Origin of the sequence: Streptomyces sp. NPDC096013 (genome assembly GCF_044763565.1) — a bacterium.
Classification (GTDB): Bacteria; Actinomycetota; Actinomycetes; order Streptomycetales; family Streptomycetaceae; genus Streptomyces.
In genome coordinates, this window is the sequence record NZ_JBIWGK010000006.1 from 480,449 (window position 1) to 504,722 (window position 24,274).

General features: G+C 69.6%; 22 protein-coding genes and 6 tRNA genes. 11 read left to right on the forward strand and 17 right to left on the reverse strand.

Annotation, left to right across the window (positions count from 1 at the left end):
- Positions 1-5: 5 nt before the first annotated feature.
- From ACIRB1_RS23055 to ACIRB1_RS23075, 5 genes are all read right to left on the reverse strand, one after another.
- Positions 6-779 (reverse strand): ABC transporter permease, encoded by a 774-nt coding sequence (locus ACIRB1_RS23055; RefSeq protein WP_403466765.1) that lies wholly within the window; start codon positions 777-779, stop codon positions 6-8.
- Entirely contained in the window at positions 776-1,714 is a 939-nt protein-coding gene (locus ACIRB1_RS23060) for an ABC transporter ATP-binding protein (RefSeq protein ID WP_352179699.1), read from the reverse strand. The genes ACIRB1_RS23055 and ACIRB1_RS23060 overlap by 4 nt, the downstream gene beginning before the upstream one ends.
- A 122-nt stretch (positions 1,715-1,836) precedes the next feature.
- A tRNA-Gly gene (locus ACIRB1_RS23065) sits at positions 1,837-1,912 on the reverse strand.
- A gap of 83 nt (positions 1,913-1,995) precedes the next feature.
- Positions 1,996-2,067 (reverse strand) — tRNA-Gly (locus ACIRB1_RS23070).
- A 125-nt stretch (positions 2,068-2,192) separates the two neighbouring features.
- A complete protein-coding gene (locus tag ACIRB1_RS23075; protein ID WP_019073805.1) occupies positions 2,193-2,510 on the reverse strand; it encodes an Lsr2 family protein in 318 nt (105 codons plus the stop codon).
- 371 nt (positions 2,511-2,881) lie between these two features.
- Between ACIRB1_RS23075 and purS the strand changes: the two genes are divergently transcribed.
- Genes purS through purL form a run of 3 tightly spaced genes read left to right on the forward strand, consistent with a single transcriptional unit; the run spans position 2,882 to position 6,077 of the window.
- Positions 2,882-3,145 carry a phosphoribosylformylglycinamidine synthase subunit PurS gene (purS, locus tag ACIRB1_RS23080; RefSeq protein ID WP_266770661.1) on the forward strand — a complete coding sequence of 88 codons (264 nt, stop codon included), beginning with the start codon at positions 2,882-2,884 and terminating at the stop codon, positions 3,143-3,145.
- Positions 3,142-3,822 (forward strand): phosphoribosylformylglycinamidine synthase subunit PurQ, encoded by a 681-nt coding sequence (purQ, locus tag ACIRB1_RS23085; RefSeq protein ID WP_352179698.1) that lies wholly within the window; start codon positions 3,142-3,144, stop codon positions 3,820-3,822. The genes purS and purQ overlap by 4 nt, the downstream gene beginning before the upstream one ends.
- Positions 3,819-6,077, forward strand: coding sequence for a phosphoribosylformylglycinamidine synthase subunit PurL (gene purL / locus ACIRB1_RS23090; RefSeq protein ID WP_352179697.1), 2,259 nt, complete (start codon positions 3,819-3,821; stop codon positions 6,075-6,077). The genes purQ and purL overlap by 4 nt, the downstream gene beginning before the upstream one ends.
- A gap of 89 nt (positions 6,078-6,166) precedes the next feature.
- On the opposite strand, the gene ACIRB1_RS23095 is transcribed toward purL, so the two are convergent.
- Positions 6,167-7,324 carry an FAD-dependent oxidoreductase gene (locus ACIRB1_RS23095; RefSeq protein ID WP_403466766.1) on the reverse strand — a complete coding sequence of 386 codons (1,158 nt, stop codon included), beginning with the start codon at positions 7,322-7,324 and terminating at the stop codon, positions 6,167-6,169.
- Positions 7,325-7,484: 160 nt separating this feature from the next.
- On the opposite strand from ACIRB1_RS23095, the gene ACIRB1_RS23100 reads away from it, so the two are divergent.
- From ACIRB1_RS23100 to purM, 5 genes are all read left to right on the forward strand, one after another.
- Positions 7,485-8,081, forward strand: a complete 597-nt coding sequence (locus ACIRB1_RS23100; protein ID WP_403466767.1) for an O-methyltransferase — start codon at positions 7,485-7,487, stop codon at positions 8,079-8,081.
- 232 nt (positions 8,082-8,313) lie between these two features.
- The gene (locus ACIRB1_RS23105; protein WP_352179695.1) at positions 8,314-9,111 is read left to right on the forward strand and encodes a sterol carrier family protein; all 798 of its coding nucleotides are present in this window, start codon (positions 8,314-8,316) and stop codon (positions 9,109-9,111) included.
- A 31-nt stretch (positions 9,112-9,142) separates the two neighbouring features.
- Positions 9,143-9,316, forward strand: coding sequence for an META domain-containing protein (locus ACIRB1_RS23110; RefSeq protein ID WP_352180083.1), 174 nt, complete (start codon positions 9,143-9,145; stop codon positions 9,314-9,316).
- 61 nt (positions 9,317-9,377) lie between these two features.
- On the forward strand, positions 9,378-10,904 hold the full coding sequence (gene purF, locus ACIRB1_RS23115) for an amidophosphoribosyltransferase (protein ID WP_352179694.1): 1,527 nt from the start codon (positions 9,378-9,380) through the stop codon (positions 10,902-10,904).
- 38 nt (positions 10,905-10,942) lie between these two features.
- Entirely contained in the window at positions 10,943-12,043 is a 1,101-nt protein-coding gene (gene purM, locus ACIRB1_RS23120; protein ID WP_352179693.1) for a phosphoribosylformylglycinamidine cyclo-ligase, read from the forward strand.
- Between the two features lie 133 nt (positions 12,044-12,176).
- On the opposite strand, the gene ACIRB1_RS23125 is transcribed toward purM, so the two are convergent.
- Positions 12,177-12,431 (reverse strand): DUF3073 domain-containing protein, encoded by a 255-nt coding sequence (locus ACIRB1_RS23125; RefSeq protein ID WP_352179692.1) that lies wholly within the window; start codon positions 12,429-12,431, stop codon positions 12,177-12,179.
- Positions 12,432-12,734: 303 nt separating this feature from the next.
- A complete protein-coding gene (locus tag ACIRB1_RS23130; protein ID WP_352179691.1) occupies positions 12,735-13,829 on the reverse strand; it encodes a Glu/Leu/Phe/Val dehydrogenase dimerization domain-containing protein in 1,095 nt (364 codons plus the stop codon).
- Between the two features lie 222 nt (positions 13,830-14,051).
- Between ACIRB1_RS23130 and ACIRB1_RS23135 the strand changes: the two genes are divergently transcribed.
- Together ACIRB1_RS23135 and bldC are read left to right on the forward strand one after the other, a co-directional pair.
- Positions 14,052-14,897 (forward strand): hypothetical protein, encoded by an 846-nt coding sequence (locus ACIRB1_RS23135; RefSeq protein ID WP_352179690.1) that lies wholly within the window; start codon positions 14,052-14,054, stop codon positions 14,895-14,897.
- A gap of 530 nt (positions 14,898-15,427) precedes the next feature.
- A complete protein-coding gene (bldC, locus tag ACIRB1_RS23140) occupies positions 15,428-15,634 on the forward strand; it encodes a developmental transcriptional regulator BldC (protein ID WP_003949541.1) in 207 nt (68 codons plus the stop codon).
- Between the two features lie 401 nt (positions 15,635-16,035).
- On the opposite strand, the gene ACIRB1_RS23145 is transcribed toward bldC, so the two are convergent.
- The 9 genes from ACIRB1_RS23145 to ACIRB1_RS23185 all read right to left on the reverse strand — a co-directional run bounded on the left by ACIRB1_RS23145 (position 16,036) and on the right by ACIRB1_RS23185 (position 23,408).
- The gene (locus ACIRB1_RS23145; RefSeq protein ID WP_352179689.1) at positions 16,036-16,212 is read right to left on the reverse strand and encodes a DUF6274 family protein; all 177 of its coding nucleotides are present in this window, start codon (positions 16,210-16,212) and stop codon (positions 16,036-16,038) included.
- 152 nt (positions 16,213-16,364) lie between these two features.
- Positions 16,365-16,439 (reverse strand) — tRNA-Asp (locus tag ACIRB1_RS23150).
- 95 nt (positions 16,440-16,534) lie between these two features.
- Entirely contained in the window at positions 16,535-20,518 is a 3,984-nt protein-coding gene (hrpA, locus tag ACIRB1_RS23155) for an ATP-dependent RNA helicase HrpA (protein WP_403466768.1), read from the reverse strand.
- 54 nt (positions 20,519-20,572) lie between these two features.
- Positions 20,573-20,935, reverse strand: a complete 363-nt coding sequence (locus tag ACIRB1_RS23160) for a hypothetical protein (protein WP_352179687.1) — start codon at positions 20,933-20,935, stop codon at positions 20,573-20,575.
- Positions 20,936-21,004: 69 nt separating this feature from the next.
- Positions 21,005-21,078 (reverse strand) — tRNA-Phe (locus ACIRB1_RS23165).
- 24 nt (positions 21,079-21,102) lie between these two features.
- Positions 21,103-21,177: transfer RNA gene (locus ACIRB1_RS23170), tRNA-Asp, on the reverse strand.
- A gap of 50 nt (positions 21,178-21,227) precedes the next feature.
- A tRNA-Glu gene (locus ACIRB1_RS23175) sits at positions 21,228-21,300 on the reverse strand.
- Between the two features lie 80 nt (positions 21,301-21,380).
- Positions 21,381-23,015, reverse strand: a complete 1,635-nt coding sequence (locus ACIRB1_RS23180) for a metallophosphoesterase (RefSeq protein WP_403466769.1) — start codon at positions 23,013-23,015, stop codon at positions 21,381-21,383.
- 42 nt (positions 23,016-23,057) lie between these two features.
- Positions 23,058-23,408 carry a metallopeptidase family protein gene (locus tag ACIRB1_RS23185; RefSeq protein ID WP_266770685.1) on the reverse strand — a complete coding sequence of 117 codons (351 nt, stop codon included), beginning with the start codon at positions 23,406-23,408 and terminating at the stop codon, positions 23,058-23,060.
- A 275-nt stretch (positions 23,409-23,683) separates the two neighbouring features.
- On the opposite strand from ACIRB1_RS23185, the gene ACIRB1_RS23190 reads away from it, so the two are divergent.
- Complete coding sequence (locus tag ACIRB1_RS23190; protein WP_352179685.1) at positions 23,684-24,193, forward strand: hypothetical protein; 510 nt, start codon at positions 23,684-23,686, stop codon at positions 24,191-24,193.
- Positions 24,194-24,274: the final 81 nt, after the last annotated feature.

Sequence of the window (24,274 nt, forward strand, 5' to 3'; positions counted from 1 at the left end):
GTACCTCAGCGCCGCGGTTCCCAGCGGAACCACCGGCGTACAGCAAACACCGCGAGGACGGTCCAGGCCAGCGCGGTCACGACGGCGCCGAGGGCGTCGTAGGCGGACAGGTCGCCGGTCCAGCCGCCGCCGATCAGCCGGATCACGGGGGAGAAGGGGAGGAACTGACAGACGTCCGCGACCCGGTCGGACAGGAACTGGAGCGGGACGATGATCCCGGACCCCATCATCGATACCAGCACCACCGGCAGCGCGGTCACCTGCGCGCTCTCCGCCGTCCTGGTCACACTGGCCGTGAGAGCCGCCAGCGCGGCGCTCAGCACGAGCCCGAACAGCAGCCCCAGGACGACGAGTTGGGGCATCGCCGGGGCCCCCGCGCCCAGCAGCAGCGCGCAGGCCACCGCGAGCAGCACCGACTGGACGAGCCCGAGGAGCACCGACGGCAGCGCGGTCCCGGCGAGGATCTCGGGGTCGCCCAGCTCGCCGGTGCGCAGCCGCTTGAGGACCAGTTCCTCCCGCCGTGCGACGAACGCGCTCACCAGCGACGAGTACACGGCGAAGAGCAGCGAGAAGCCGATCGCGGCGGTCAGCATCACCGAGCCGACCGACAGCCCCTCCCCCTTCAGATCCAGCTGGTCGATCGCGGGCCGCACACCGAACGGCAGCGCCAGCGGCACGAACAGCGCCGTGACCGCCGCGTTCCGGTTCCGCCCGAGCAGGCTCAGCTCGGCCCGCCCCAGCGCCCGCAGCCGCCCGGCCGGAGTCGTCGTAGTACTCATGCCGCCACCCCCTGTTCCCGCGCGATCCCGAGGAACGCCTCCTCCAGCGAGGCCGACCGCATCTCCAGCCGCCGCAGCTCGACCCGTCCCCGCTCGGCCCACACCAGCAGCCCGGTCGCCGCCCGCTGCAACTCGTGCGTCTCCAGCCGTACGACCCTCCCGGCCACCTCGTGCCCGACGACCCCCAGCTCGGCGAGTGGCGGCAGGTCTCCCACGAAGAATCCGGCGGGCAGTTCGAAGGAGATCCGCGAGGGCCGCCCGGCGGTCACCTCGGCCGGGGTCCCGGTGACCGCGATCCGCCCCTCACGCATGATCGCGAGTCGGTCGGCGAGCCCCTCCGCCTCCTCCAGGTAGTGCGTGGTCAGCAGCACGGTCGTCCCGCCGTCCCGCAGCGCCCGCACCAACTCCCAGGTGTCCTGGCGCCCTTCGGCGTCCAGCCCGGTCGTCGGCTCGTCGAGGAACAGCACCTCGGGCGACCCGAGCAGCGCCAGCGCGAGATCGAGCCGCCGCCGCTCACCCCCGGACAACTGCTTCACCCGTACGTCCGCCCGCCGCGCGAGCCCGACAAGACCGAGCGCCTCCGCCTCGGGCCGCGCCCCGCTCGTGCACCCGGCCCACATCCGCGCGGTCTCGGCGACGGTCAGCTCGGACGGGAACCCGCCCTCCTGGAGCATCACCCCGGTCCGCGGCCGTACGGCGGCCCGCTCGCGGTAGGGGTCGTGGCCGAGGACGCGCACCCGGCCGCCGGACGCCGGTGCGAGGCCCTCCAGGAGTTCGACCGTGGACGTCTTGCCGGCGCCGTTGGTGCCCAGGAGCGCGAAGACCTCCCCGCGCCGCACGGAGAAGGTGATCCCCCGCACGGCCTCGAACCCGCCCCCGTACACACGGCGTAGGTCGGTGACCTCAATCACGTGTTCGTGTTCGTTGGTGTCCATGGCTTCAGCGTCCCGGCGGCGGGGGCGCGGGAGCAGTGCGCGGTGTCATCACTCGGCATGACAAATGTCAGACGGCTCCGGGCACACAAAAAACCCCGGTCCACCCGGACCGGGGTTTTCGCTGGAGCGGACGACCAGGTTCGAACTGGCGACCTCAACCTTGGCAAGGTTGCGCTCTACCAACTGAGCTACGTCCGCATTGCCTCCGACCGGCTCTCACCGATCGGCGCGAGCACCAGCCTACCCGATCCAACAGAGTGGTCCGGACGGTGATGCCGCAGAGCGGGTGACAGGAATTGCACACTGCGCCTTCCCCCTGGAAGGGGGATGTTCTGCTACTGAACTACACCCGCATGTACTCCGTGAGCTGGGCCTTTCGGCCTCGCCCCTCGGCGTGTTCCGAACTCTAGCCGACCGGGAGGGGTGCAGCGCAAGTCGGTTGTCCCGAGGGGCCGGTGACCGGCTGTCGGCTCACGTCCTACTGCGCGGCGGCGAACGCCTCGTAGACCTTCTTGGGGATGCGTCCGCGCGCCGGCACGTCCATCTTGTTCGCCTGGGCCCAGGCCCGGACGGCCGCCGGGTCGGGTGCCACCTCGGTCTGGCGGTAGGCCTTGCCCGACCTCGACCGCTTGCGACCTGCGTCCACGTAGGGCGCGAGCGCCTTACGCAGTTTCTTGGCATTGGCTTGATTCAGGTCGATCTCGTACGACTTGCCGTCGAGTCCGAAGGCGATCGTTTCCGCCGCTTCCGAGCCGTCGATGTCGTCAAAGAGAGTGACCACGACCTTCTGCGCCACGAATATCGGTCCCTTCGTGCGACCCCTCCGACACCTCTATCCGTGAGGACGTACGGAGACGCCACGGAGGTGCGGAGATGTCGACTGTCCGCCTGTTAATGGGCAAAGTATCGGCTATTGCCAATTCATTTGTACAGTGCCCGGCAATGCAATGTGAAGCCCGACTAAATCTTCCCGCGTGTCTCCGCGCAATAGGGAACCGGGATCGATCCGGGATCTTTCCCTGAACTTTTCGTGAAGACCCCTGCCCGACACCAGATCGTGATGGTCATCACGTAGTTTCCTACAACTCTACCCGCGTAGAAATTTTGTGCAGGTAGTCTGAAGTCACCTGCAGGGACCTGCTCAGCACCACACCACCGGGAGTGCCCGTGGCACGCGTCGTAGTCGACGTCATGCTCAAGCCGGAGATCCTCGACCCCCAGGGCCAGGCGGTGCAGCGCGCACTGCCGCGCCTGGGATTCGACGGGATCTCCGACGTACGTCAGGGAAAGCGATTCGAACTGGAAGTGGACGGACCGGTCGACGAGGCCGCGCTCGCCCGCATCCACGATCTTGCGGAATCCTTCCTCGCGAACACCGTGATCGAGGACTTCACGGTGCGCGTCGATGAAGTCGCGGAGGCCGCGAAGTGACCGCTCGTATTGGCGTCGTCACTTTCCCCGGCAGCCTGGACGACCGCGACACCCAGCGCGCGATCCGTCTCGCCGGTGCCGAACCGGTAGCCCTCTGGCACAAGGACAAGAACCTCCACCAGGTCGACGCCGTCGTCCTCCCGGGCGGCTTTTCCTACGGCGACTATCTGCGCGCGGGCGCCATCTCCCGTTTCTCGCCGGTGATGGAGACGGTCATCGAGCAGGCGAAGTCGGGACTCCCCGTCCTCGGAATCTGCAACGGCTTCCAGATCCTCACCGAGGCGCACCTCCTCCCCGGCGCGATGCTCGGCAACAACCACCTCCACTTCATCTGCCGCGACCAGAAACTGCGGGTGGAGAACGCGGACACCGCCTGGACCAGCGACTACAGCGCCGGCCAGGAGATCCACATCCCGCTGAAGAACATGGACGGCCGCTACGTCGCCGACGAGCACACGCTCGACGAGCTGGAGGCGGAGGGCCGTGTCGTCTTCCGCTACCTGGACCTGAACCCGAACGGCTCGCTGCGCGACATCGCCGGCATCACGAACGCCGCCGGGAACGTCGTGGGCCTCATGCCGCACCCGGAGCACGCCGTCGAGCCGCTCGTCGGGTCCGGCCGCACCGACGGCCTTCCCTTCTTCACCTCGATCCTCAAGAAGCTGGTCAACGCATGAGCCGGACGCCTCTGGACACGGTCGAGCACGCGGCCGAGACCCCCGACGTCGAGCTGCCCTGGGCCGAACTCGGCCTGAAGAAGGACGAGTACGAGCGCGTGGTCGAGATCCTCGGCCGCCGCCCGACCGGCGCCGAGCTGGCCATGTACTCCGTCATGTGGTCCGAGCACTGCTCGTACAAGTCCTCCAAGGTCCACCTCCGTCAGTTCGGCGAGAAGGCCCCCCAGTCGGACGCCCTCCTCGTCGGCATCGGCGAGAACGCGGGCGTCGTCGACGTCGGCCAGGGCTACGCGGTCACCTTCAAGGTGGAGTCGCACAACCACCCGTCCTACGTCGAGCCCTACCAGGGCGCGGCCACGGGCGTCGGCGGCATCGTGCGCGACATCATCGCGATGGGCGCCCGCCCGGTCGCCGTGGTGGACCCGCTGCGCTTCGGCGCGGCCGACCACCCCGACACCAAGCGCGTCCTGCCGGGTGTCGTCGCGGGCATCGGCGGCTACGGCAACTGCCTGGGCCTGCCCAACATCGGCGGCGAGGTCGTCTTCGACGCCTGCTACCAGGGCAACCCGCTGGTCAACGCCGGCGCCATCGGCGTCATGCGGCACGAGGACATCCACCTCGCGAAGGCCTCCGGCGCGGGCAACAAGGTCATCCTCTACGGCGCCCGCACGGGCGGCGACGGCATCGGCGGCGCGTCCATCCTCGCGTCCGAGACCTTCGACGACGCCAAGCCGTCGAAGCGTCCGGCGGTCCAGGTGGGCGACCCCTTCCAGGAGAAGCTCCTCATCGAGTGCACCCTGGAGGCCTTCGCCGAGAAGCTGGTCGTCGGCATCCAGGACCTCGGCGCGGCCGGACTCTCCTGCGCCACCAGCGAGCTGGCGTCCAACGGCTCCGGCGGCATGACCGTCACCCTGGACGACGTACCGCTGCGCGACTCCACGCTCTCGCCCGAGGAGATCCTCATGAGCGAGTCGCAGGAGCGGATGTGCGCCGTCGTCGAACCGGCGAAGGTCGACCGCTTCCTGGAGATCTGCGAGAAGTGGGACGTCATCGCCACGGTCATCGGTGAGGTGACCGACGGCGACCGGCTGGAGATCTTCTGGCACGGCGGCAAGATCGTGGACGTCGACCCGCGCACGGTCGCGCACGACGGCCCGGTCTACGAGCGCCCGTACGCCCGCCCGTCCTGGCAGGACGCGCTCCAGGCGGACGACGCCAACCAGCTCGCGCGGCCCGGGACTCCGGAGGAACTCCGGGACCAGGTCCTGGCGCTGGTGTCGTCCCCGAACCAGGCGTCCAAGAAGTGGATCACCTCGCAGTACGACCACTTCGTGCAGGGCAACACGGTGCTGGCGCAGCCCGAGGACTCGGGCATGATCCGGATCGACGAGGAGACCGGCCTCGGGGTCGCCATCGCGACGGACGGCAACGGCCGGTACGCGAAGCTCGACCCGTACGCGGGCGCCCAGTTGGCGCTCTCGGAGGCGTACCGGAACGTGGCGACGACGGGCGCGAAGCCCCTCGCCGTCTCCGACTGCCTGAACTTCGGTTCGCCCGAGGACCCGGCGGTGATGTGGCAGTTCGCGGAGGCGATCCGCGGACTGGCCGACGCCTGCCAGCAGTTGGGCACGCCGGTCACCGGCGGCAACGTCTCCCTCTACAACCAGACGGGCGACGTCGCCATCCACCCGACGCCGGTGGTCGCGGTGCTGGGCGTCATCGACGACGTGGCGCGGCGCACCCCGGTCGCGTTCCAGGAAGAGGGCCAGCTCCTCTACCTGCTCGGCGACACCCGTGAGGAGTTCGGCGGCTCGGCCTGGTCCCAGGTCGTCCACGACCACCTCGGCGGACTGCCCCCGAAGGTCGACCTGGAGCGCGAGCGGCTGCTGGCCGAGATCCTGATCTCCGCCTCCCGCGACGGCATGATCGACTCCGCGCACGACCTGTCCGACGGCGGTCTCATCCAGGCGGTCGTGGAGTCGGCGCTGCTCGGCGAGAAGGGCGCGCGGCTGATCGTGCCCGACGGCCTGGACGCGTTCACGTTCCTCTTCTCGGAGTCGGCGGGCCGCGCGGTCGTCGCCGTCCCGCGCTCGGAGGAACTGCGCTTCAACGACATGTGCGGCGCGCGGGGTCTGCCCGTCACCCGCATCGGTGTCGTCGACGGTGAATCCGTGGAGATCCAGGGCGAGTTCACGCTCACCCTGGAGGAACTCCGCGAGGCGCACGAGGCGACGATCCCGGCGCTGCTGGCGTAGCGCCCGGGTCGAGGATGACGAAAGCGTTCGTGGAACGGTCGGCCGGCCGTTCCACGAACGCTTTTCCTATGCCCCTCCCGTCCCGACGTCTACTGCCCCTGCCCCTGTCCCTCCCCCTGGCTCCGCACGTCCGGGCCGAAGGCCTTGATCAGCTCCTGGCCCATGTCCTCGTTGACGGCCACGGCCTCGGCCGCCGCCGTGGCGCTACGGGGGAACAGCGCCGCCTCGTACGCGGTGAGCGCGGCCTCGATGTCGTAGGGGTGTTCGGCGATGAGCTTGCCGAGTTCGGCGCCGTCCTGCATCGCCAGGTTGGCGCCCTCGCCGTCCGGCGGCGAGAGATGCGCGGCGTCACCGAGGAGGGTCACTCCCGGTATCCGGTCCCAACGGTGGCCGATCGGCAGCGAGTTGAGCGGCCGTACGGCGGGAGGGGTGTCGCTGTCGGTGATCAGGGCGGTGATCTCGGGGGCCCAGCCCTCGAACTCGGCGGCGATGCGTGCGGTGGCCGTCGCCGCATCGTCGAAGTCGATGGCGGCGAACCACTCCTGCGGCTCGGCCAGCATCGCGTAGGCGTGCAGGGTCTCGCCGCTCTCCCGGTGCGCCCCGATCCACTTCCCGCTCGCTCCGGTGTCCGCGGCCAGCGCGAACAGCGAGCCGCCGCCGACCGTCTTCGCGGCGACCGGGTGCCGGGTCTCGCTGTCGTACAGATAGGTCTCGACGAACGACCTCCCGAAGTACACGGGAGCCGCATCGGACAGCAGCGGGCGCACCCGTGACCAGGCGCCGTCCGCGCCGACGAGGAGGCCGGTGACGACCGTGCCGCCGTCGGCGAAGGCCACTTCGTGGCGGCCGTCGCCGAGGGTGCGGGCGCCGCTGACCTTGTGGCCCCAGCGCACGGTGTCGGCCGGGAGCGAGTCGAGCAGGATCTGCCGGAGTTCGCCGCGCTGCACCTCGGGCCGGCCGCCGGTTCCGTCGTCGGGTTTGTCGAGCAGGACGGTGCCGTCCCGGTCGAGGACGCGGATGGCCTGCCGGCCCTCCAGGATGATGGCGCGGAACTCGTCCATCAAGTCGGCTTCCCGCAAGGCGAGTTGGCCGTTGTAGTCGTGGATGTCGAGCATCCCGCCCTGGAGCCGGGCCGTGGGGGAGGCATCCGCCTCGTAGACCGTGGCGGGGATGCCGTGGAGGTGCAGGACGCGGGCGAGGGTCAGTCCGCCGAGTCCGGCGCCGACGATCGTGACGTGGGGGTTCATGACGATTCCTTGCGGGTCGCGGGCCTGCCGGACGATCGTCCGTCCGGTACTCAGGACGCTCCCAGCGCCGACCGACAACCCGCCGACGCGGCACCGACACGACCGACAGCCGACCGACACGGCTGTTGCGCGGCAGGCACGGCGCTCGCATCATCGCCGGATGGACGACACCCCACGCTCCACCCCAACTGCCCTTGCTCGTCTGCGTGTTGCGGCCTCCGCCGCGGACTTCACCAGGTCCTGCGACGCGCGCACCGGCAGCCTGCTGGCCGTGCTCGCGGCAGCCCGCCCGGCCGGCCGCGTCCTCGAACTCGGTACCGGCGTCGGCGAGGGCACCGCCTGGCTGCTGAGCGGGATGGGCCGGGCCGCGCGCCTGGTCACCGTCGAACTCGACGTCGGCGTCCAGGCGATCGCCCGCGAGGAACTGGCTGCCGACCCGAGGGTGACCTTCGTGACGGCGGACGCGGGTCACTGCCTGGAGGAGTACTCCGGTGAGCCCTTCGACCTGGTCTTCGCGGACACCTGGCCCGGCAAGTTCACCCACCTGGAACGGGCCCTGGATCTCGTCGCCCCAGGCGGCACCTACCTGATCGACGACCTGACCCCTCAGCCGGACTGGCCGGAGTCCCACGCGGTCGCCGTGACCCGCCTGCTGGCCGACCTGGAGGGCCACCCGGATTTCCGCTCCGTCCGCCTGGCATGGTCGAGCGGCCTGGTCATGGCGGTGCGGGCTGCGCATGGCGAGCGCGAGAGGTAGGCCGATAGCGGTGGGTGGGTGGGGGTCGCTGGAAGCCGGGTGCTTTTCTAACCACTGCCGTGCCGCCTGAGCGGTTAGAAAGACACCCGGCTTCCGGAGGACGCCGGTGCGGGAACGGCGGCCACGCTCCGTGCCGCGTCCCGGGGCCGTCGTACAGCCCGGTGATCACCGGACCCGCCTGACCCCGGAAAACGCGATGAGGCGACCCGGCCCGAGGATTAGGCTCACCGCCATGCCCCCGGCCAAGAAGCGCGCGCGTACCTACGACCCGGCCAAGACCCGCCTCGCGGTACAGGCCCAGTTCGGGAACGTACGGAAGGCGGTGGCGACCCTCACCCCCGACCAGCTCGCCCTGCCCACACGGCTGGGCGACTGGACCGTACGCGAACTGGTCGCGCACATCGGCATGGCGCTCACCGCGATCCACCGCTCCCTGGACCGCCCCGCCCCGCCCGCGCAGGACGTCGTGCTCCTCGACTGGCCCTTCGCCACATCGGCCAACTCCGAGGCCATCGCCGACTTCACCCGCACCCTCGCCGCGGACCACCCCGACCTCGACGCCTACCTCGCCGACATCGACCGCGGCCTCGGCGAACTCCTCGACACCCACCCCGGCACCCGGCTGCTGGAGACCAACGTCGGCGCGCTCCCCCTCGCCGACTACCTGGTCACCCGCACCGTCGAACTCGTCGTCCACACCGACGACCTCAACGCCGCCGTCCCCGGCCTCGACATCCCCTACGACCGCCAGGCACTCGCCGCCTGCACCCGCCTCCTCGCCGACGCCCTCGCCACGAAGGCCCCCGGCGGTTCGACCGAGGTGCGCGTCCCGCCGTACGCCGTCGTGCAGTGCGTCGAAGGGCCCCGGCACACCCGTGGCACCCCGCCCAACGTCGTCGAGACCGACCCCCTGACCTGGCTCCGGCTGGCGACCGGGCGGACCCGGTGGAAGGACGCCGTGGAGGAGGCGAAGGTCAGCGCGAGCGGGGAGCGGGCGGATCTGAGCGCGCTGCTGCCGATCATGGGGTGACGCGCCCAGCGGGCCCGTCCGTGCCGCGCGGATCACGCTCGGCCGTCCCTCGGCCACCCGAATGATGTGCGACGCCTCACTCATGGGCACCGAACGCGCCCTGCCCGGTCTCCTCATCGGCCGGTTCGACCACCGAGTCGATCACGACGACACCGCGCTGACCAGCGAAAACGGCAGGATCGTGCGGACCGTTGCCGACCAGTGATCCGCTACCGGCGAGTAACCCGAATTCGGACCAGTGGTCGATCTCGCCTACACTCGGTGCCGTGCCACGTGGTGACGGTCGACTCAGTCATGATCTGCTCCCCGGCGAGAAAGGACCCCAGGACGCTTGCGGCGTCTTCGGAGTCTGGGCTCCCGGTGAAGAGGTCGCCAAGCTCACTTACTTCGGGCTCTACGCCCTCCAGCATCGAGGCCAGGAATCCGCGGGAATCGCGGTCAGCAACGGCTCGCAGATCCTTGTCTTCAAGGACATGGGCCTCGTCTCGCAGGTCTTCGACGAGACCTCGCTCGGTTCGCTCCAGGGTCATATCGCGGTCGGTCACGCCCGCTACTCGACCACCGGCGCCTCCGTGTGGGAGAACGCCCAGCCGACGTTCCGCGCCACCGCGCACGGCTCGATCGCGCTCGGCCACAACGGCAACCTGGTCAACACGGCCCAGCTCGCCGAGATGGTCGCCGACCTGCCCAAGCAGGAAGGCCGTACGCCCCGCGTCGCGGCCACCAACGACACCGACCTCCTCACCGCGCTGCTCGCGGCCCAGGTCGACACCGACGGCAAGCCGCTGACCATCGAAGAGGCCGCCCACGCGATCCTCCCGCAGGTCAAGGGCGCCTTCTCGCTCGTCTTCATGGACGAGCACACCCTCTACGCCGCCCGCGACCCGCAGGGCATCCGCCCGCTGGTCCTCGGCCGCCTGGAGCGTGGCTGGGTCGTCGCCTCCGAGTCCGCCGCCCTCGACATCTGCGGCGCGGCGTACGTCCGCGAGATCGAGCCGGGCGAGTTCGTCGCCATCGACGAGAACGGCCTGCGCACCTCCCGATTCGCGGAAGCGAAGCCCAAGGGCTGCGTCTTCGAGTACGTCTATCTCGCCCGCCCGGACACCGACATCGCCGGCCGGAACGTGTATCTCTCCCGTGTGGAGATGGGCCGGAAGCTCGCCAAGGAAGCTCCGGTCGACGCCGATCTGGTGATAGCGACTCCGGAGTCCGGCACCCCGGCCGCGATTGGCTACGCGGAGGCCTCGGGCATCCCGTTCGGTGCGGGTCTGGTGAAGAACGCCTACGTCGGCCGTACGTTCATCCAGCCGTCGCAGACCATCCGGCAGCTCGGCATCCGGCTGAAGCTGAATCCGCTGAAGGAAGTCATCAAGGGCAAGCGCCTGGTCGTCGTCGACGACTCGATCGTGCGCGGCAACACCCAGCGGGCGCTGGTGCGCATGCTCCGCGAGGCCGGGGCCGCCGAGGTCCACATCCGGATCTCGTCCCCGCCCGTGAAGTGGCCCTGCTTCTTCGGCATCGACTTCGCCACCCGCGCGGAACTCATCGCCAACGGCATGACCATCGACGAGATCGGCACCTCGCTCGGCGCCGACTCCCTGTCGTACATCTCCATCGACGGCATGATCGAGGCGACCACCATCGCCAAGCCGAACCTGTGCCGCGCCTGCTTCGACGGCGAGTACCCGATGGACCTCCCGGACCCCGAACTGCTCGGCAAGCAGCTCCTGGAGACCGAGCTGGCGGCCGGTCCGGCCGCCACGGCCGCGGCCGACGCGATCCGTCGCCCGTAAAGCCCCGCCGCATCAATCAACGCGAAAGATCCCAGGCAATGTCTGCTGCATCCGATCAGTCGACTCCGTCGACGGGCTCACCCTCCGGTGCTTCCTACGCAGCCGCCGGCGTCGACATCGACGCGGGCGACCGCGCCGTCGAACTCATGAAGGAGTGGGTGAAGAAGACCCAGCGCCCCGAGGTCCTCGGCGGCCTCGGCGGCTTCGCCGGGCTCTTCGACGCCTCCGCCCTCAAGCGGTTCGAGCGCCCCCTGCTCGCCTCCGCCACGGACGGCGTCGGCACGAAGGTCGACATCGCCCGCCAGCTCGGTGTCTACGACACGATCGGCCACGACCTGGTCGCCATGGTCATGGACGACATCGTGGTGTGCGGTGCCGAGCCGCTCTTCATGACCGACTACATCTGCGTCGGCAAGGTCCACCCCGAGCGTGTCGCGGCGATCGTCAAGGGCATCGCCGAGGGCTGTGTGCTGGCCGGCTGCGCCCTGGTCGGCGGCGAGACCGCCGAACACCCCGGACTGCTCGGCCCGGACGACTTCGACGTCGCGGGCGCCGGTACGGGCGTCGTGGAGGCCGACCGGCTGCTCGGCGCCGAGCGCATCCGGACGGGTGACGCGGTCATCGCGATGGCGTCCTCGGGACTTCACTCGAACGGGTACTCGCTCGTCCGGCATGTGCTCCTGAACCAGGCCGGCCTCGACCTGGAGGCGCGGATCGACGAACTGGGCCGCACGCTCGGCGAGGAACTCCTCGTCCCGACCCGGATCTACTCGCTGGACTGCCTGGCGCTGACCCGTACGACCGATGTGCACGCCTTCTCGCACGTCACCGGCGGCGGACTCGCCGCGAACCTCGCCCGGGTCGTCCCGGACGACCTGCACGCGATCGTGGACCGCTCCACCTGGACCCCGGCCCCGATCTTCGACCTCGTCGGCCGGACCGGCCAGGTCGAACGCCTGGAGCTGGAGAAGACCCTCAACATGGGCGTCGGCATGATCGCGATCGTCCCCGAGGAGTCGACGGACGCGGCCCTGGCAACCCTGGCCGACCGCGGGGTCGAGGCGTGGGTCGCCGGCGAGATCACCGAGCGGGGAGATCACGCGACGGGCGCGGAGATGGTCGGCGACTACTCGGCCTGATCCACGACAGCCGCCGTACGACAGCAGCTGTACGACAGGCAGCACAAAACCCGGTCCGGTGCTTGATGCCCCGGACCGGGCGAGGTGCAGTCAGCTGACAGGAAGATCTAACCGCTGAGCGCGCTGCAAGCGATTACGCACCGCGACGTTGCGATTGAGGACCGGACTCGTCGTCCTCGTCCTCATCGTCGTTATAGAGATCCGCGTACTGAGCGTACGGGTCGTCTTCTTCCTCGTCGTCGTCCTCGAACGGCTCGCCATTCGGCGGCTGGCTCGAAGTCGAAGCGCCCAGCTCATTGGCCAGACGCGAGAGGTCAGTCCCGCCGCTGCTGTACTTCAGCTGGCGGGCGACCTTCGTCTGCTTGGCCTTTGCCCGGCCGCGCCCCATGGCTCGACCCCCTCGGATACGGGGCTCGATGGCCCCAGAGTCTTGACACGCGTTCATGATCTGGAACGGACTCTCCGTGGAGAGACCGGTCCGTAGGGCTTCCACGGTACCTGAGCCCGCGCCCATACGGTACGTCGCCCGCAGCACGTGCCGGGCTCCAGGACCCGCGAGGTGCCCTGTACTCGCTGGTCAACCGCGATTTTAACCACTTCTTGGCAGGCGACCCGCCGACGAACGTGAGAGTTCTCTCGAAGTCGTCGCCGACGGGTACCGAAGACGGCTGCCGAGGGGCTTACCGGAACCTCAGCGTCCGCGTGCTGCGGCCGCCTCGTGCATCCGCTGCTCGGCGATCCGGTCGGCCGCGGCGGCCGGCGGAATGCCGTCTTCCTTCGCACGTGCGAATATGGCCAGCGTCGTGTCGAAGATCTTCGCGGCCTTCGCCTTGCACCGGTCGAAGTCGAACCCGTGCAGTTCGTCGGCGACCTGGATCACGCCACCGGCGTTCACCACGTAGTCCGGCGCGTAGAGGATTCCGCGGTCGGCGAGGTCCTTCTCGACGCCCGGGTGCTCCAGCTGGTTGTTGGCAGCGCCGCACACCACCTTGGCGGTCAGCACCGGCACGGTGTCGTCGTTCAGGGCACCGCCGAGCGCGCAGGGGGCGTAGATGTCGAGCCCCTCGACCCGGATCAGCGCCTCGGTGTCGGCGACGGCCGTCACGCCCGTCGGGTGCTGGTCGAGGACGCGCCGTACGGACTCCTCGCGCACGTCCGTGATCACGACCTCGGCGCCCTCGTCCCGCAGGTGCCCGACCAGGTGGTGCCCGACCTTGCCGACGCCCGCGATGCCGACCCTGCGGCCGCGCAGCGAGGCGTCGCCCCACAGGTGCTCGGCGCTGGCCCGCATGCCCTGGAAGACACCGAAGGCGGTCAGGACGGAGGAGTCGCCCGCGCCGCCGCTCGAAGGGGAGCGCCCGGTCGTCCAGCGGCACTCGCGCGCCACGACGTCCATGTCGGCGACATACGTGCCGACGTCGCACGCGGTGACGTACCGCCCGCCGAGCGAGGCCACGAACCGGCCGTAGGCGAGCAGGAGTTCCTCGGTCTTGTCGCGCTCCGGGTCACCGATGATCACGGCCTTCCCGCCGCCGTGGTCGAGACCGGCCATGGCGTTCTTGTACGACATGCCGCGCGCGAGGTTGAGCGCGTCCGCGACGGCGTCCTCCTCGCTGGCGTAGGGGTAGAAGCGCGTACCGCCCAGGGCGGGGCCCAGGGCGGTGTTGTGGATGGCGATGACGGCCTTGAGGCCGCTGGCCCGGTCCTGGCAGAGCACGACTTGCTCATGACCGCCCTGGTCCGAGTGGAACAGGGTGTGCAGGACGCCGTTGTCTACGTCGGTCACGGTGGTGACTCCTGGGTAAGTGGCGGCGGTTGGAGACAGGCTCCCGTAGGGGTGGCGGGTGCCGTGGCATGAGCGTAGAGCCTGCGTCAGGCCGCCATCCGTGCAGTGTTCAGGATCACCTACCGAAGGGGGGTGTCCGTGCGACGATTTGCATAGTTTTCCCGCGCGTTTGTCAGCGGGTTCCGGAGGTTTTCCTGGCGGACGGCGGGGGAGGGAGCAGGCGTGCCCAAGAAGGTGTCCTCGGTGATCGTTCCGTACGCGAGCTATCTACGGGTCTACGAGCCGCTGGCCGCTTTCCCCGAGCCGGAGCGCGGCCACTGGGCGCGTTACGCCCGCCGCCCGGACCGCCCGTCGTACCAGGACGAGCTCCGCCGGGCCCTGGCCGACCTGCTGCCCACCCCGCCGGTCCCGGTCCCGGTGCACGAGAGCGCCGACGCCTTCGTGGTGGAGGTCGACGGCGTGGTCTGCGTCTGCCCCTGGCGCACCCGGCTGCGTGGCTGGCAGGCCCTGGGCGACCTCGCGGAGGAACTGCCGCCGTCGGTCCTGGACGCCGTACTCCCGCCGCTCGTACGGCACCAGGCCACCCAGGACTACGAGCGCTGGCTGGCCCGGAACCCGGATGCCCGGCCGTGGATCCGGACGGCGACCTGGCAGGTGCCGCTGAACTGGTTCGTGCTCGTCGGCGACGAGGAGCGGCGCTACGACAAGGCCTCCGGGGACGATCCGCCGATGCTGCGGTACCGGACGCCGATGGTGCAGGCGCGGCGGCGGGTGGCGCGGGCGCTGCGGGCCCTGAAGGACGCGATCGACGAAGGCCCGCTGATCGACGGCCTGGTGGACGTGGGGCGCTGGCTGGAGGAGTTCCACCCGCGGTCCCTGGTCGAGCTGGACTACGGCGGGCTGGTGCACGTCCTGCCGGCCGGCGAGCTGGAGGACGACCACTCGGCGGCGGACGTGGCGGCCGGCATCGAGGCGCTGCGGACCGGGGACGGGGCGGCGGCGGGCGAGGCGTACGGACGGCTCGTGGAGCGCTGGCGGTCGGTCAGGGACCGGCGCTCGGCGAACTGACCCCACGATCGCCTCTGTCGCACCGTCGAACGTGGCTGACATCTTCGAACAGATGCGCATAGGATTCTTACGGTTCGTCAACACGGGACGTAGGTCCTGATCCGGGCGATTGCCCTCAAGCGTGACGGACCGCACGTGCAGATGCCTTGCGCCGCTTGCCCCCCCTCATGCCAAAATAGGACAAGGAGTCCGGGGAGGACTCCATCCGTCATGCTTTGGGCGGAATCTCGGTATTGCGCGCTTTGGGGGGTCTGGATGACTCCTGATCACCCCTGTGACTGATCGTCACAGTGGTGTGACTGTCCGCTATGGCATGGTCCATCGGCTTCCGTCGCTGATGGACACCTGGGAGGGCAATTCCATCGGTTTGGCCTACGCGGTTGGACAGATGGTGTAGTTGTAGTGCCGAGGACAAGCCGTTCGTCCTATAACCGACTCGACTCGCGTCCGCCATTTCGGGCAACGCGGGTCAAGGTGCAGAATTTAGAGGAAAGAACCGAGAAGGTTCGGTTCTCCCGAGGAGGCCGCTCATGACCGCTCGCACCCCTGATGCCGAGCCGCTGCTGACCCCGGCTGAGGTCGCCACGATGTTCCGTGTGGACCCCAAGACGGTCACGCGGTGGGCGAAGGCCGGCAAGCTCACTTCGATTCGCACGCTCGGCGGACACCGCCGTTACCGCGAGGCGGAGGTCCGTGCACTGCTCGCGGGCATCCCGCAGCAGCGCAGCGAAGCCTGACCAACTGAATACGGGCGAATCGGCAGGTCCCCCAACCCGCCTGACGTCCGACAGCACAGCTCCAAGCGACGCGGGTTCTGCCCCAACAGGGCCCACGCCCCAAGGCTTTTGAAGTAACTGAACAGGGTGCGTCGTAGATCGCGCTGGACTCCGCCGGGTCCAGCGCGATCTTTTTTGTGCCTGGTCGTGGGTGCGCGCGTGGCCGCCGCGGGGTTCTGTGAGGGACCTTGTCGGAGTCTGGGGAGGGGTGTCGGATCTCCTGTGGACCATCCCTCGTGAGGGTGCAATTGCACATATTAAATTGACCAGTTGTAGGTGAGGTGTAAGTTCCGACGTTTCAAAAACTTATGCGGTGACACCCGTCACATGCCAGATGGCTTGTTGCCTCTGACTTATGTGCGCTAGGAGGATTGGCTCCGCGGCTCGTCCGCCGGCTCCCGGGGCGGCGGGGAGTCCATCGCCAGCCGCAGCAGGCGGTGGCAGATCGGGCAGTGCCGGGTCGCGTGGCGGTACGAGGTGGCGGCCGCCAGGTGCGCACGGAGCAGAGCCCGCGTCTCGTGCCTGACCGAAGCCGCCATGCGCCACCTCCGTGGCCCTGTGGGGAACGGGGCCTGGTTTCTGGGTACCTGGCGGGTGGTGCGGCGTCAAGGGTGCCCTCGAACGCCGGGCGATGCGGGCCTGCGGGGACACGAAAAAACCCACCCCCGAAGGGAGTGGGTTTCGTTCGCTGCGGTCCTGACGGGATTTGAACCCGCGGCCTCCACCTTGACAGGGTGGCGAGCACTCCAAGCTGCTCCACAGGACCTGGTTTCGCGGCACTTGATGGTGCGTTGTGCTGCGAGATGAGACTGTACAGGAGGCGGGCCCGCCTGGTCGAACTCACTCGGTGTGCAGGGTTCGTCACGGTGCGGCGGCGTCGATCGCCTTCACGATCCGCTTGTCGGAGACCGGATACGCCGTGCCGAGCGCGTGGGCGAAATAGCTCACCCGGAGTTCCTCGATCATCCAGCGGATGTCCCGGACGGAGTCGGGGACCGGGCGGCCCTGGGGGAGTTGTTCCAGGAGCCAGGCGTACTCGTCCTGCATCTCGTGGACCTTCTCCATGCGGGTGGTGTCCCGCTGAACCCCCGTCGGCATCTGCTGGAGGCGGCGGTCGGCGGCCACGAGGTAGCGCATCAGGTCGGGCAGGCGGCGTATCCCCACCGCCGTGACGAAGCCCGGCTTCACGAGGGCGTCCAACTGGGCGCGCACGTCCGCGAGGTTGGGCAGGAGCGCGGGGCTGTGCGCGGCCTTCAGGCGGCGCTCACAGGCCTGCCAGGCGGCCAGCACCTGCTGGACCTGGCCCACCGCGCGGACCGTCGTGTCGACGATCTCGGCACGCACCTTCTCGTAGAGCTTCCGGTACGACTCCTCGTCCCACGCCGGGCCGCCGAAGTCGCCGATGAGCTTGTCGGCCGCCGCGAGCGCGCAGTCGTCGAACAGCGCCTGGATCGAACCGTGCGGATTCGCGGACAGGGCGAGCTTCTGCGCGTTGGTGAGCTTTTCGGACGCGAACTTCGCCGGGTTCACCGGGATGTTGCGCACGATGAGCCGGCGCGTGCCCTTCCACATCGCCTCCGCCTGCTCCTCCTCCGTGTCGAAGAGCCGCACGGAGACGGTGTCGCCGTCGTCGACCAGCGCCGGGTACGCCTTCACCGGCTGGCCGGCCCTGCGGGTCTCGAAGACGCGGGTGAGCGTGCCGATCGTCCAGTCGGTGAGGCCCTTGCGCTCCAGGGACTCGCCGCCCTCGCGCTCGGCCGTCGCCGCGGCCGCCTGGGAGATGGCCTGGCGTGCCTTCGGCTTCAGGCGGACCTTCAGCGCCTCCAGGTCCTTGTCCTCGGCGATCTTGCGGCGCCGCTCGTCCACGATCCGGAAGGTGATCAGGAGGTGGTCGGGGACCTTCGACCAGTCGAAGTCCTCGGCGGTGAAGGGGACTCCGACCATGCGCTTCAACTCCCGCGCCATGGTGGTCGTCAGGGGTTCCTGGAGCGGGTTCGCCGTCGCCAGGAAGCGCTGGGCGAAGTTCGGGGCCGGCACGTAGTTGCGGCGGATCGGCTTGGGGAGGGAGCGGATCAGTTCGGTGACGACCTCCTCGCGCAGGCCCGGGATCTGCCAGTCGAAGCCCTCGTCCGTGACCTGGTTGAGGACCTGGAGCGGGATGTGGACCGTGACACCGTCCGCGTCCGCGCCCGGCTCGAACTGGTACGTCACCCGGAACTTGAGCCGTCCCTGGTGCCAGGAGTCGGGATAGTCGGCCTTGCTGATGTCTCCGGCCCGCTCGTTGATGAGCATCGAGCGCTCGAAGTCGAGGAGTTCGGGCTCTCTGCCTTCTTCGGTCCGCTTCTTCTTCCACCAGGAGTCGAAGTGGGCGCCGGAGACGACGTGTTCGGGCACCCGCTGGTCGTAGAAGTCGTAGAGCGTCTCGTCGTCGACGAGGATGTCGCGGCGGCGGGCGCGGTGCTCCAGCTCCTCGACCTCGGTGAGGAGCCGGCGGTTGTCGGCGAAGAACTTGTGGTGGGTGCGCCAGTCGCCCTCGACCAGCGCGTTGCGGATGAACAGCTCGCGGGACGCCTCCGGGTCGATGCGGCCGTAGTTCACCTTGCGCTGGGCGATGATCGGGACGCCGTAGAGCGTGACCTTCTCGAAGGCCATCACGGCTGCCTGGTCCTTCTCCCAGTGCGGTTCGCTGTAGGTCCGCTTGAGGAGGTGGCCGGCGAGGGGCTCGACCCACTCGGGCTCGATCCTGGCGTTGACGCGGGCCCAGAGGCGGGACGTCTCCACCAGTTCCGCCGACATGACGAAACGCGGGGTCTTCTTGAAGAGGGCCGAGCCGGGGAAGATCGCGAACTTGGCGCCGCGGGCGCCGAGATACTCGTTCTTCGCGCCCTCCTTCACGTCCTTCATGCCGATGTGCGAGAGCAGTCCGGCGAGGAGGGAGACGTGGACGCTCTGCTCGGCCGCGTCCTCCTCGTTGAACTGGATGCCCATCTGCTTGGCCACCGTGCGGAGTTGGCTGTAGATGTCCTGCCACTCGCGGATACGGAGGAAGTTCAGGTACTCCTGCTTGCACATGCGACGGAACGCCGAGGAGCCGCGCTCCTTCTGCTGCTCGCGGATGTAGCGCCACATGTTCAGGAACGCGAGGAAGTCGCTCGACTCGTCGCGGAACCGGGCGTGTTGCTGGTCCGCCTGGGTCTGCTTCTCCGCCGGGCGCTCGCGCGGGTCCTGGATGGAGAGCGCGGCGGCGATCACCATGACCTCGCGGACACAGCCGTTCTTGTCGGCCTCCAGGACCATGCGGGCCAGGCGGGGGTCGACCGGGAGCTGGGCCAGCTTGCGGCCGGTCTGGGTGAGGCGCTTGCGCGGGTCCTTCTCGTCCGGGTCCAACGCGCCCAGTTCCTGGAGGAGTTGGACGCCGTCGCGGATGTTGCGGTGGTCCGGCGGGTCGATGAACGGGAACTTCTCGATCTCCCCGAGACCGGCCGCGGTCATCTGAAGGATGACAGAGGCGAGGTTCGTCCGCAGGATCTCGGCGTCGGTGAACTCCGGGCGGGCCTCGAAGTCCTCCTCCGAGTACAGCCGGATGCAGATGCCGTCCGAGGTACGGCCGCAACGCCCCTTGCGCTGATTGGCACTTGCCTGGCTGATGGCCTCGATGGGCAGGCGCTGCACCTTCGTACGGTGGCTGTAGCGGCTGATGCGGGCGAAGCCGGGGTCGATGACGTACTTGATGCCCGGGACGGTGAGGGAGGTCTCCGCGACGTTCGTCGCCAGAACGATCCTTCGGCCTGTGTGCTGCTGGAACACGCGATGCTGCTCGGCGTGCGAGAGCCGGGCGTAGAGGGGGAGGACTTCCGTGAACCGGTAGTTCTTCTTCGTGAGCGCGTCCGCCGTGTCGCGGATCTCCCGCTCCCCCGAGAGGAAGACCAGGATGTCTCCCTTGCCCTCGCCCTGGAGCTCCTCCACGGCGTCGCAGATCGCGGTGATCTGGTCGCGGTCGGCGTCCTCGGAGTCGTCTTCGAGCAGGGGGCGGTAACGGACCTCGACCGGGTACGTCCGGCCGCTCACCTCGATGATCGGGGCCTCGCCGAAGTGCCGGGAGAAACGCTCGGGGTCGATGGTCGCCGAGGTGATGACGACCTTCAAGTCCGGGCGCTTGGGCAGCAGTTGGGCGAGGTAGCCGAGCAGGAAGTCGATGTTCAGGGACCGCTCGTGGGCCTCGTCGATGATGATCGTGTCGTAGGCGCGCAGTTCGCGGTCGGTCTGGATCTCGGCGAGCAGGATGCCGTCCGTCATCAGCTTGATGAACGTCGACTCCGGGTTCACCTGGTCCGTGAAGCGGACCTTCCAGCCGACGGCCTCGCCGAGCGGGGTGTCCATCTCCTCCGCCACGCGCTCGGCCACCGTGCGGGCGGCGATACGGCGGGGCTGGGTGTGGCCGATCATGCCGCGGACGCCGCGGCCGAGTTCGAGGCAGATCTTGGGGATCTGGGTGGTCTTGCCCGAGCCGGTCTCGCCCGCGACGATCACGACCTGGTGATCGCGGATCGCGGCCGCGATGTCGTCCTTCTTCTGGCTGACCGGGAGCTGCTCGGGGTACGAGACGGTGGGGACACGGGTGCGTCGCGCGGCCATCCGCTCCTCGCCGCGGGCGACCTCGGTCTCGATCTCGGCGAGGACCGCGGCGCGGGCCTCCGGTTTCCGGATCCTGCGCGCGCCTTCGAGCCTGCGGCCGAGACGGTGCGCGTCGCGCAGGGTCAGCTCGGACAGGCGGGGGGCGAGGTCACCCAGGGCGGGGGCGCCGGGTGACGGGGCGCCGGGTGCGGAGGCGGGGTGCGTAGACATACGCCGTCAAGGATCTCACCTCGGCGAAATTCCTGGCGAATGAATTGTCCCGGGTCAATGGTCCGGGGTGGGCGCCGGCGACGGGAGCTCCGTCCCCAGGCCCCCCATCGGCCCGGAAGGGGCCTCGTCCTCGGCCGCCGGAGGGGCTGGACTCTGCCGGGCCGCGTCCTGCTGGTGACCCGCGTCCTTGGACATCGACTGCGCCGTGTTCGACACCGCCTTGATGCCCAGGTACGCCGTCGTCAGGCCCGCCATCGCGGTGAACGCCGAGGTCAGTACGCCTACGATCACCGCGCGGTCGCCGTCCAGCTGCCATACGCCGAAGACCGCCACCGCGGTGATCCCGAAGTTGCTGCCCACCACCGCGAGCAGTCCGTACCGCGCCCGTATCTTCTCCAGGTCGGTGTCCTGGCCCATCGCGCCCCACCCTGTGTCGTCCGGTCACGACGAAAGCCCCGTCCCGGTGGGACAGGGCTTTCGATCCGGTGGCTGGGGCCGGGGTCGAACCGGCGACCTATCGCTTTTCAGGCGATCGCTCGTACCAACTGAGCTACCCAGCCACGAGGTTCCTCACGGAACCTCAGCGGTCCTGACGGGATTTGAACCCGCGGCCTCCACCTTGACAGGGTGGCGAGCACTCCAAACTGCTCCACAGGACCAAGCTGTTGCGTGCTGACTGGCGAGAGCCAGTGTCGCACACGGTGTTGCGTGCCCCCAACGGGATTCGAACCCGTGCTACCGCCTTGAAAGGGCGGCGTCCTAGGCCGCTAGACGATGAGGGCTATCGGCCCGCCTGGGCGCTTCTCAGCGCGTCGGGGACGTGAGAAGCATATGGGATGGCGGGAGGTATCGCCAAAACGGTTTACGGGGCCGATGGGGAGGGGCTGGGGGAGGGGGTCCGGGGCGGACTCGGAGACCGGGCCGGGGTCCCGCTCGGGGACGGGCTCAGGGAGGGACTCGGGGACGGGCTCGGTGACTGGGGTGCGCCCGGGAGGTTCTCCTTCGGGAGGTGGCGGCTCACCTCCGCCGTCGTCAGGCCGAGGCCGCCGAGCTTGATCTCGTCCCAGGCCTGGAGGCGGCGGGTGTCACGGTCGACGTAGAGGATCGACGCCTCGATGGGGTCGGGGTACTTGCCCTCGACCGCGCGCAGGCCGCTGCCGCCCGTCGAGCCCTCGATGCGCAGGCGGGTGCCGTGCTTCATGACCTCGGTGCCCTCGTGGTGGAGGTGGCCGGCCAGGACGAGGGGGACCTCGCCGTCGGTCTGGCGTGCCGCCGACGGTTCGTGGACGAGGGCGATGTCGACCGGGGTGCGGGCGGCCCGTTGGTCGCGGAGCGCGGAGGCGAGCTGGTCGCCGGCGAGTTCCTCCGAGTTGTCGGCGCCGGGGGCGGTCGAGCGGTCGGGGGTGAACTGGGGGTCGCCGATGCCCGCGAAGCGCAGGCCCGCGACCGTCTGGGCGCGGCCCTCGTCCAGGACGTGCACGTTCTTGATGTGTTCGAGGTAGCGCTGGGTGGCGAGGGAGTCGTGGTTGCCCCGGACCCAGACGTAGGGGACATCCAGGTCGCCGATCGGGTCGAGGAAGCCGTTCTCGGCGGTCGTGCCGTGGTCCATGGTGTCGCCGGTGTCGACGATCACGTCGACCTTGTACTGCTCCACCAGGGACGCGATGATCTTCCAGCTCGCGGGGTTCAGATGGATGTCCGAGACGTGCAGGACGCGGATCGTGGTGGGGTCCGGCTGGTACGCGGGGAGCGTCGACGTGACGTCGTAGAGCTTGGTCACGTTTGTCACCAGGCGGGCCAACTCCTGCTGGTAGACGTCGAATTCGGTGACGATGCTGCGGGCGTTGCCGACCAGGGACGGGGCGCTGGAGAGCAGGCCGGAGAACTTCGGTTCGAGGATCGACTTGGGGTTCCAGGTCGCGTACGCCGTCGCCCCGGACGCGGCGAGGAGCGTGAGCGCCAGGCCGCCTGCCGCGAGGGCCCGGCGGGGGCGGCGGTAGATCGCGAGGCCCAGTGTCGTGGCGCCGAGGACCACGGCCGTGCAGGACCGTACGGCCAGGTCGAGGGTGCCGTGCTCCACGTCGCGGGCGACCTCGTCCTGGAGGCCGGAGATGCGCTCGGGGTGGTCGACGAGGGACTGCGAGCGTTCCGGGTCGAGCTGGTCGACGTTGACGTCGAGGCGGACCGGGGCGTGGTGGCTGTCCAGGGACAGGGCGCCGAGCGGGGACACGTTGATCTTCGTGCCGCCGGTGAGGGACGGACGCAGGGTCATGGTCGTGTTCATGGGGCCGACCTGGGCCCGGACGTTGCCGACGATCAGCAGGCCGAGCCAGGCCCCGACCAGGACGACCATGACCAGGCCGAGGGCGCGGGTCCAGGGGTGCGGCTGCGGGACGAGCTCGACGGTGGGGCGGGGACGGCGGCTGCGGTACCGGCGGATCAGGGCGTACCGGGTTCGGCGGAGGCGGTTCAGGGCGGCGAGGGGGACGCTGGCCATTGGTCCCGTATGCCCAGGGGTGGGGGAGGGTATGCGGGTGCGTCAGCCCCAGCCCAGTTCGTGCAGGCGCTCGTCCTCGATGCCGAAGTGGTGGGCGACCTCGTGGACGACGGTCACGGCGACCTCGTGGACGACCTCCTCGGTGGTCGCGCAGTGGCGCAGGGTCGGGCCCATGTAGATCGAGATGCGGTCGGGGAGGACGCCGGCGTACCACTCGCCGCGTTCCGTGAGCGGTGTGCCCTCGTAGAGGCCGAGCAGCTCGGGGTCGGACGGGTCGGGTTCGTCCTCGACGAACACCGCCACGTTGTCCATGACCCGCGTCAGCTCCGGCGGGATCCGGTCCAGGGCTTCGCTCACCAGCTCTTCGAACGCCTCGCGTGTCATTTCCAGCACACGCCCATTGTCGGGGACGAACGCCGGTTCGGGGCGGCTGTCGCGCGGCGGGCTTGTCCTGTGTGTGCCGGGACAGGGCGAAATGGTGTGCGGGGGCGGGCAGTTGGGGACAGGGGTGGTCGTCGTAGCGGCTGCTTCCGGCCGGTGTCGGGGCGGGAAGGGGTGTTCTCCGGCCAGGAACGGGCGGCGGCGGTCGGACGCGTGTCTTCCGGTGGGCGGTGGGAGTTGAGAGGGGGACTCCCTTTTTCCGCCTCGGAGGTGGCCCCGTGCGCCCCATGTACGTACCCGTCCGTCTGGCCGCCGCGGTCGCCGTCGTCGCCGCTGCCGCCGGCTGCATGAGCGTGGGCGACGACGCGGGCGGCGGTGCCAAGCCCTCGCACTCCGCCGGACAGCACGCCGGCGAGGCGCCCGACGGCGGTTCGGGGGGACCGGGGGGCGGGATCGGGTTCGGCGGGTCGCGGGGTGACGGGAAACACGGGCACGGCAAGCCCCGGCCCGGGGAGTCCGCCTCGGGGTCGGCCTCGCCGTCCGCGCCCGGCGGTGCGGCGAGCCCGGCCGGGTCCAAGGCGCCCAGACCCGGCACGAGCGCGAAGCCGGGCGGGCCGACGACGGCCGCGCCGCAGCCGACCCCGACGCGGACCCCGCCGCCCCCGGACCCCTCGCCGAGCCCGCAGTCGCCGTCCGCCCAGCCGACGGTGGCGGAACCCTCGTCCTCCGCGCACGAGGACCCCGCCCCGCAGCTGGTCGACCGTGAACCGGCGCCGGCGGCCGGATCACCGGCGTAGGAACGGTTGTGACGCACGTCAATCGAGGCGGGTTTGCCTCCGGGGGTGGTGGGTGCGTATGGTGGTAGATCGTTTGATCCC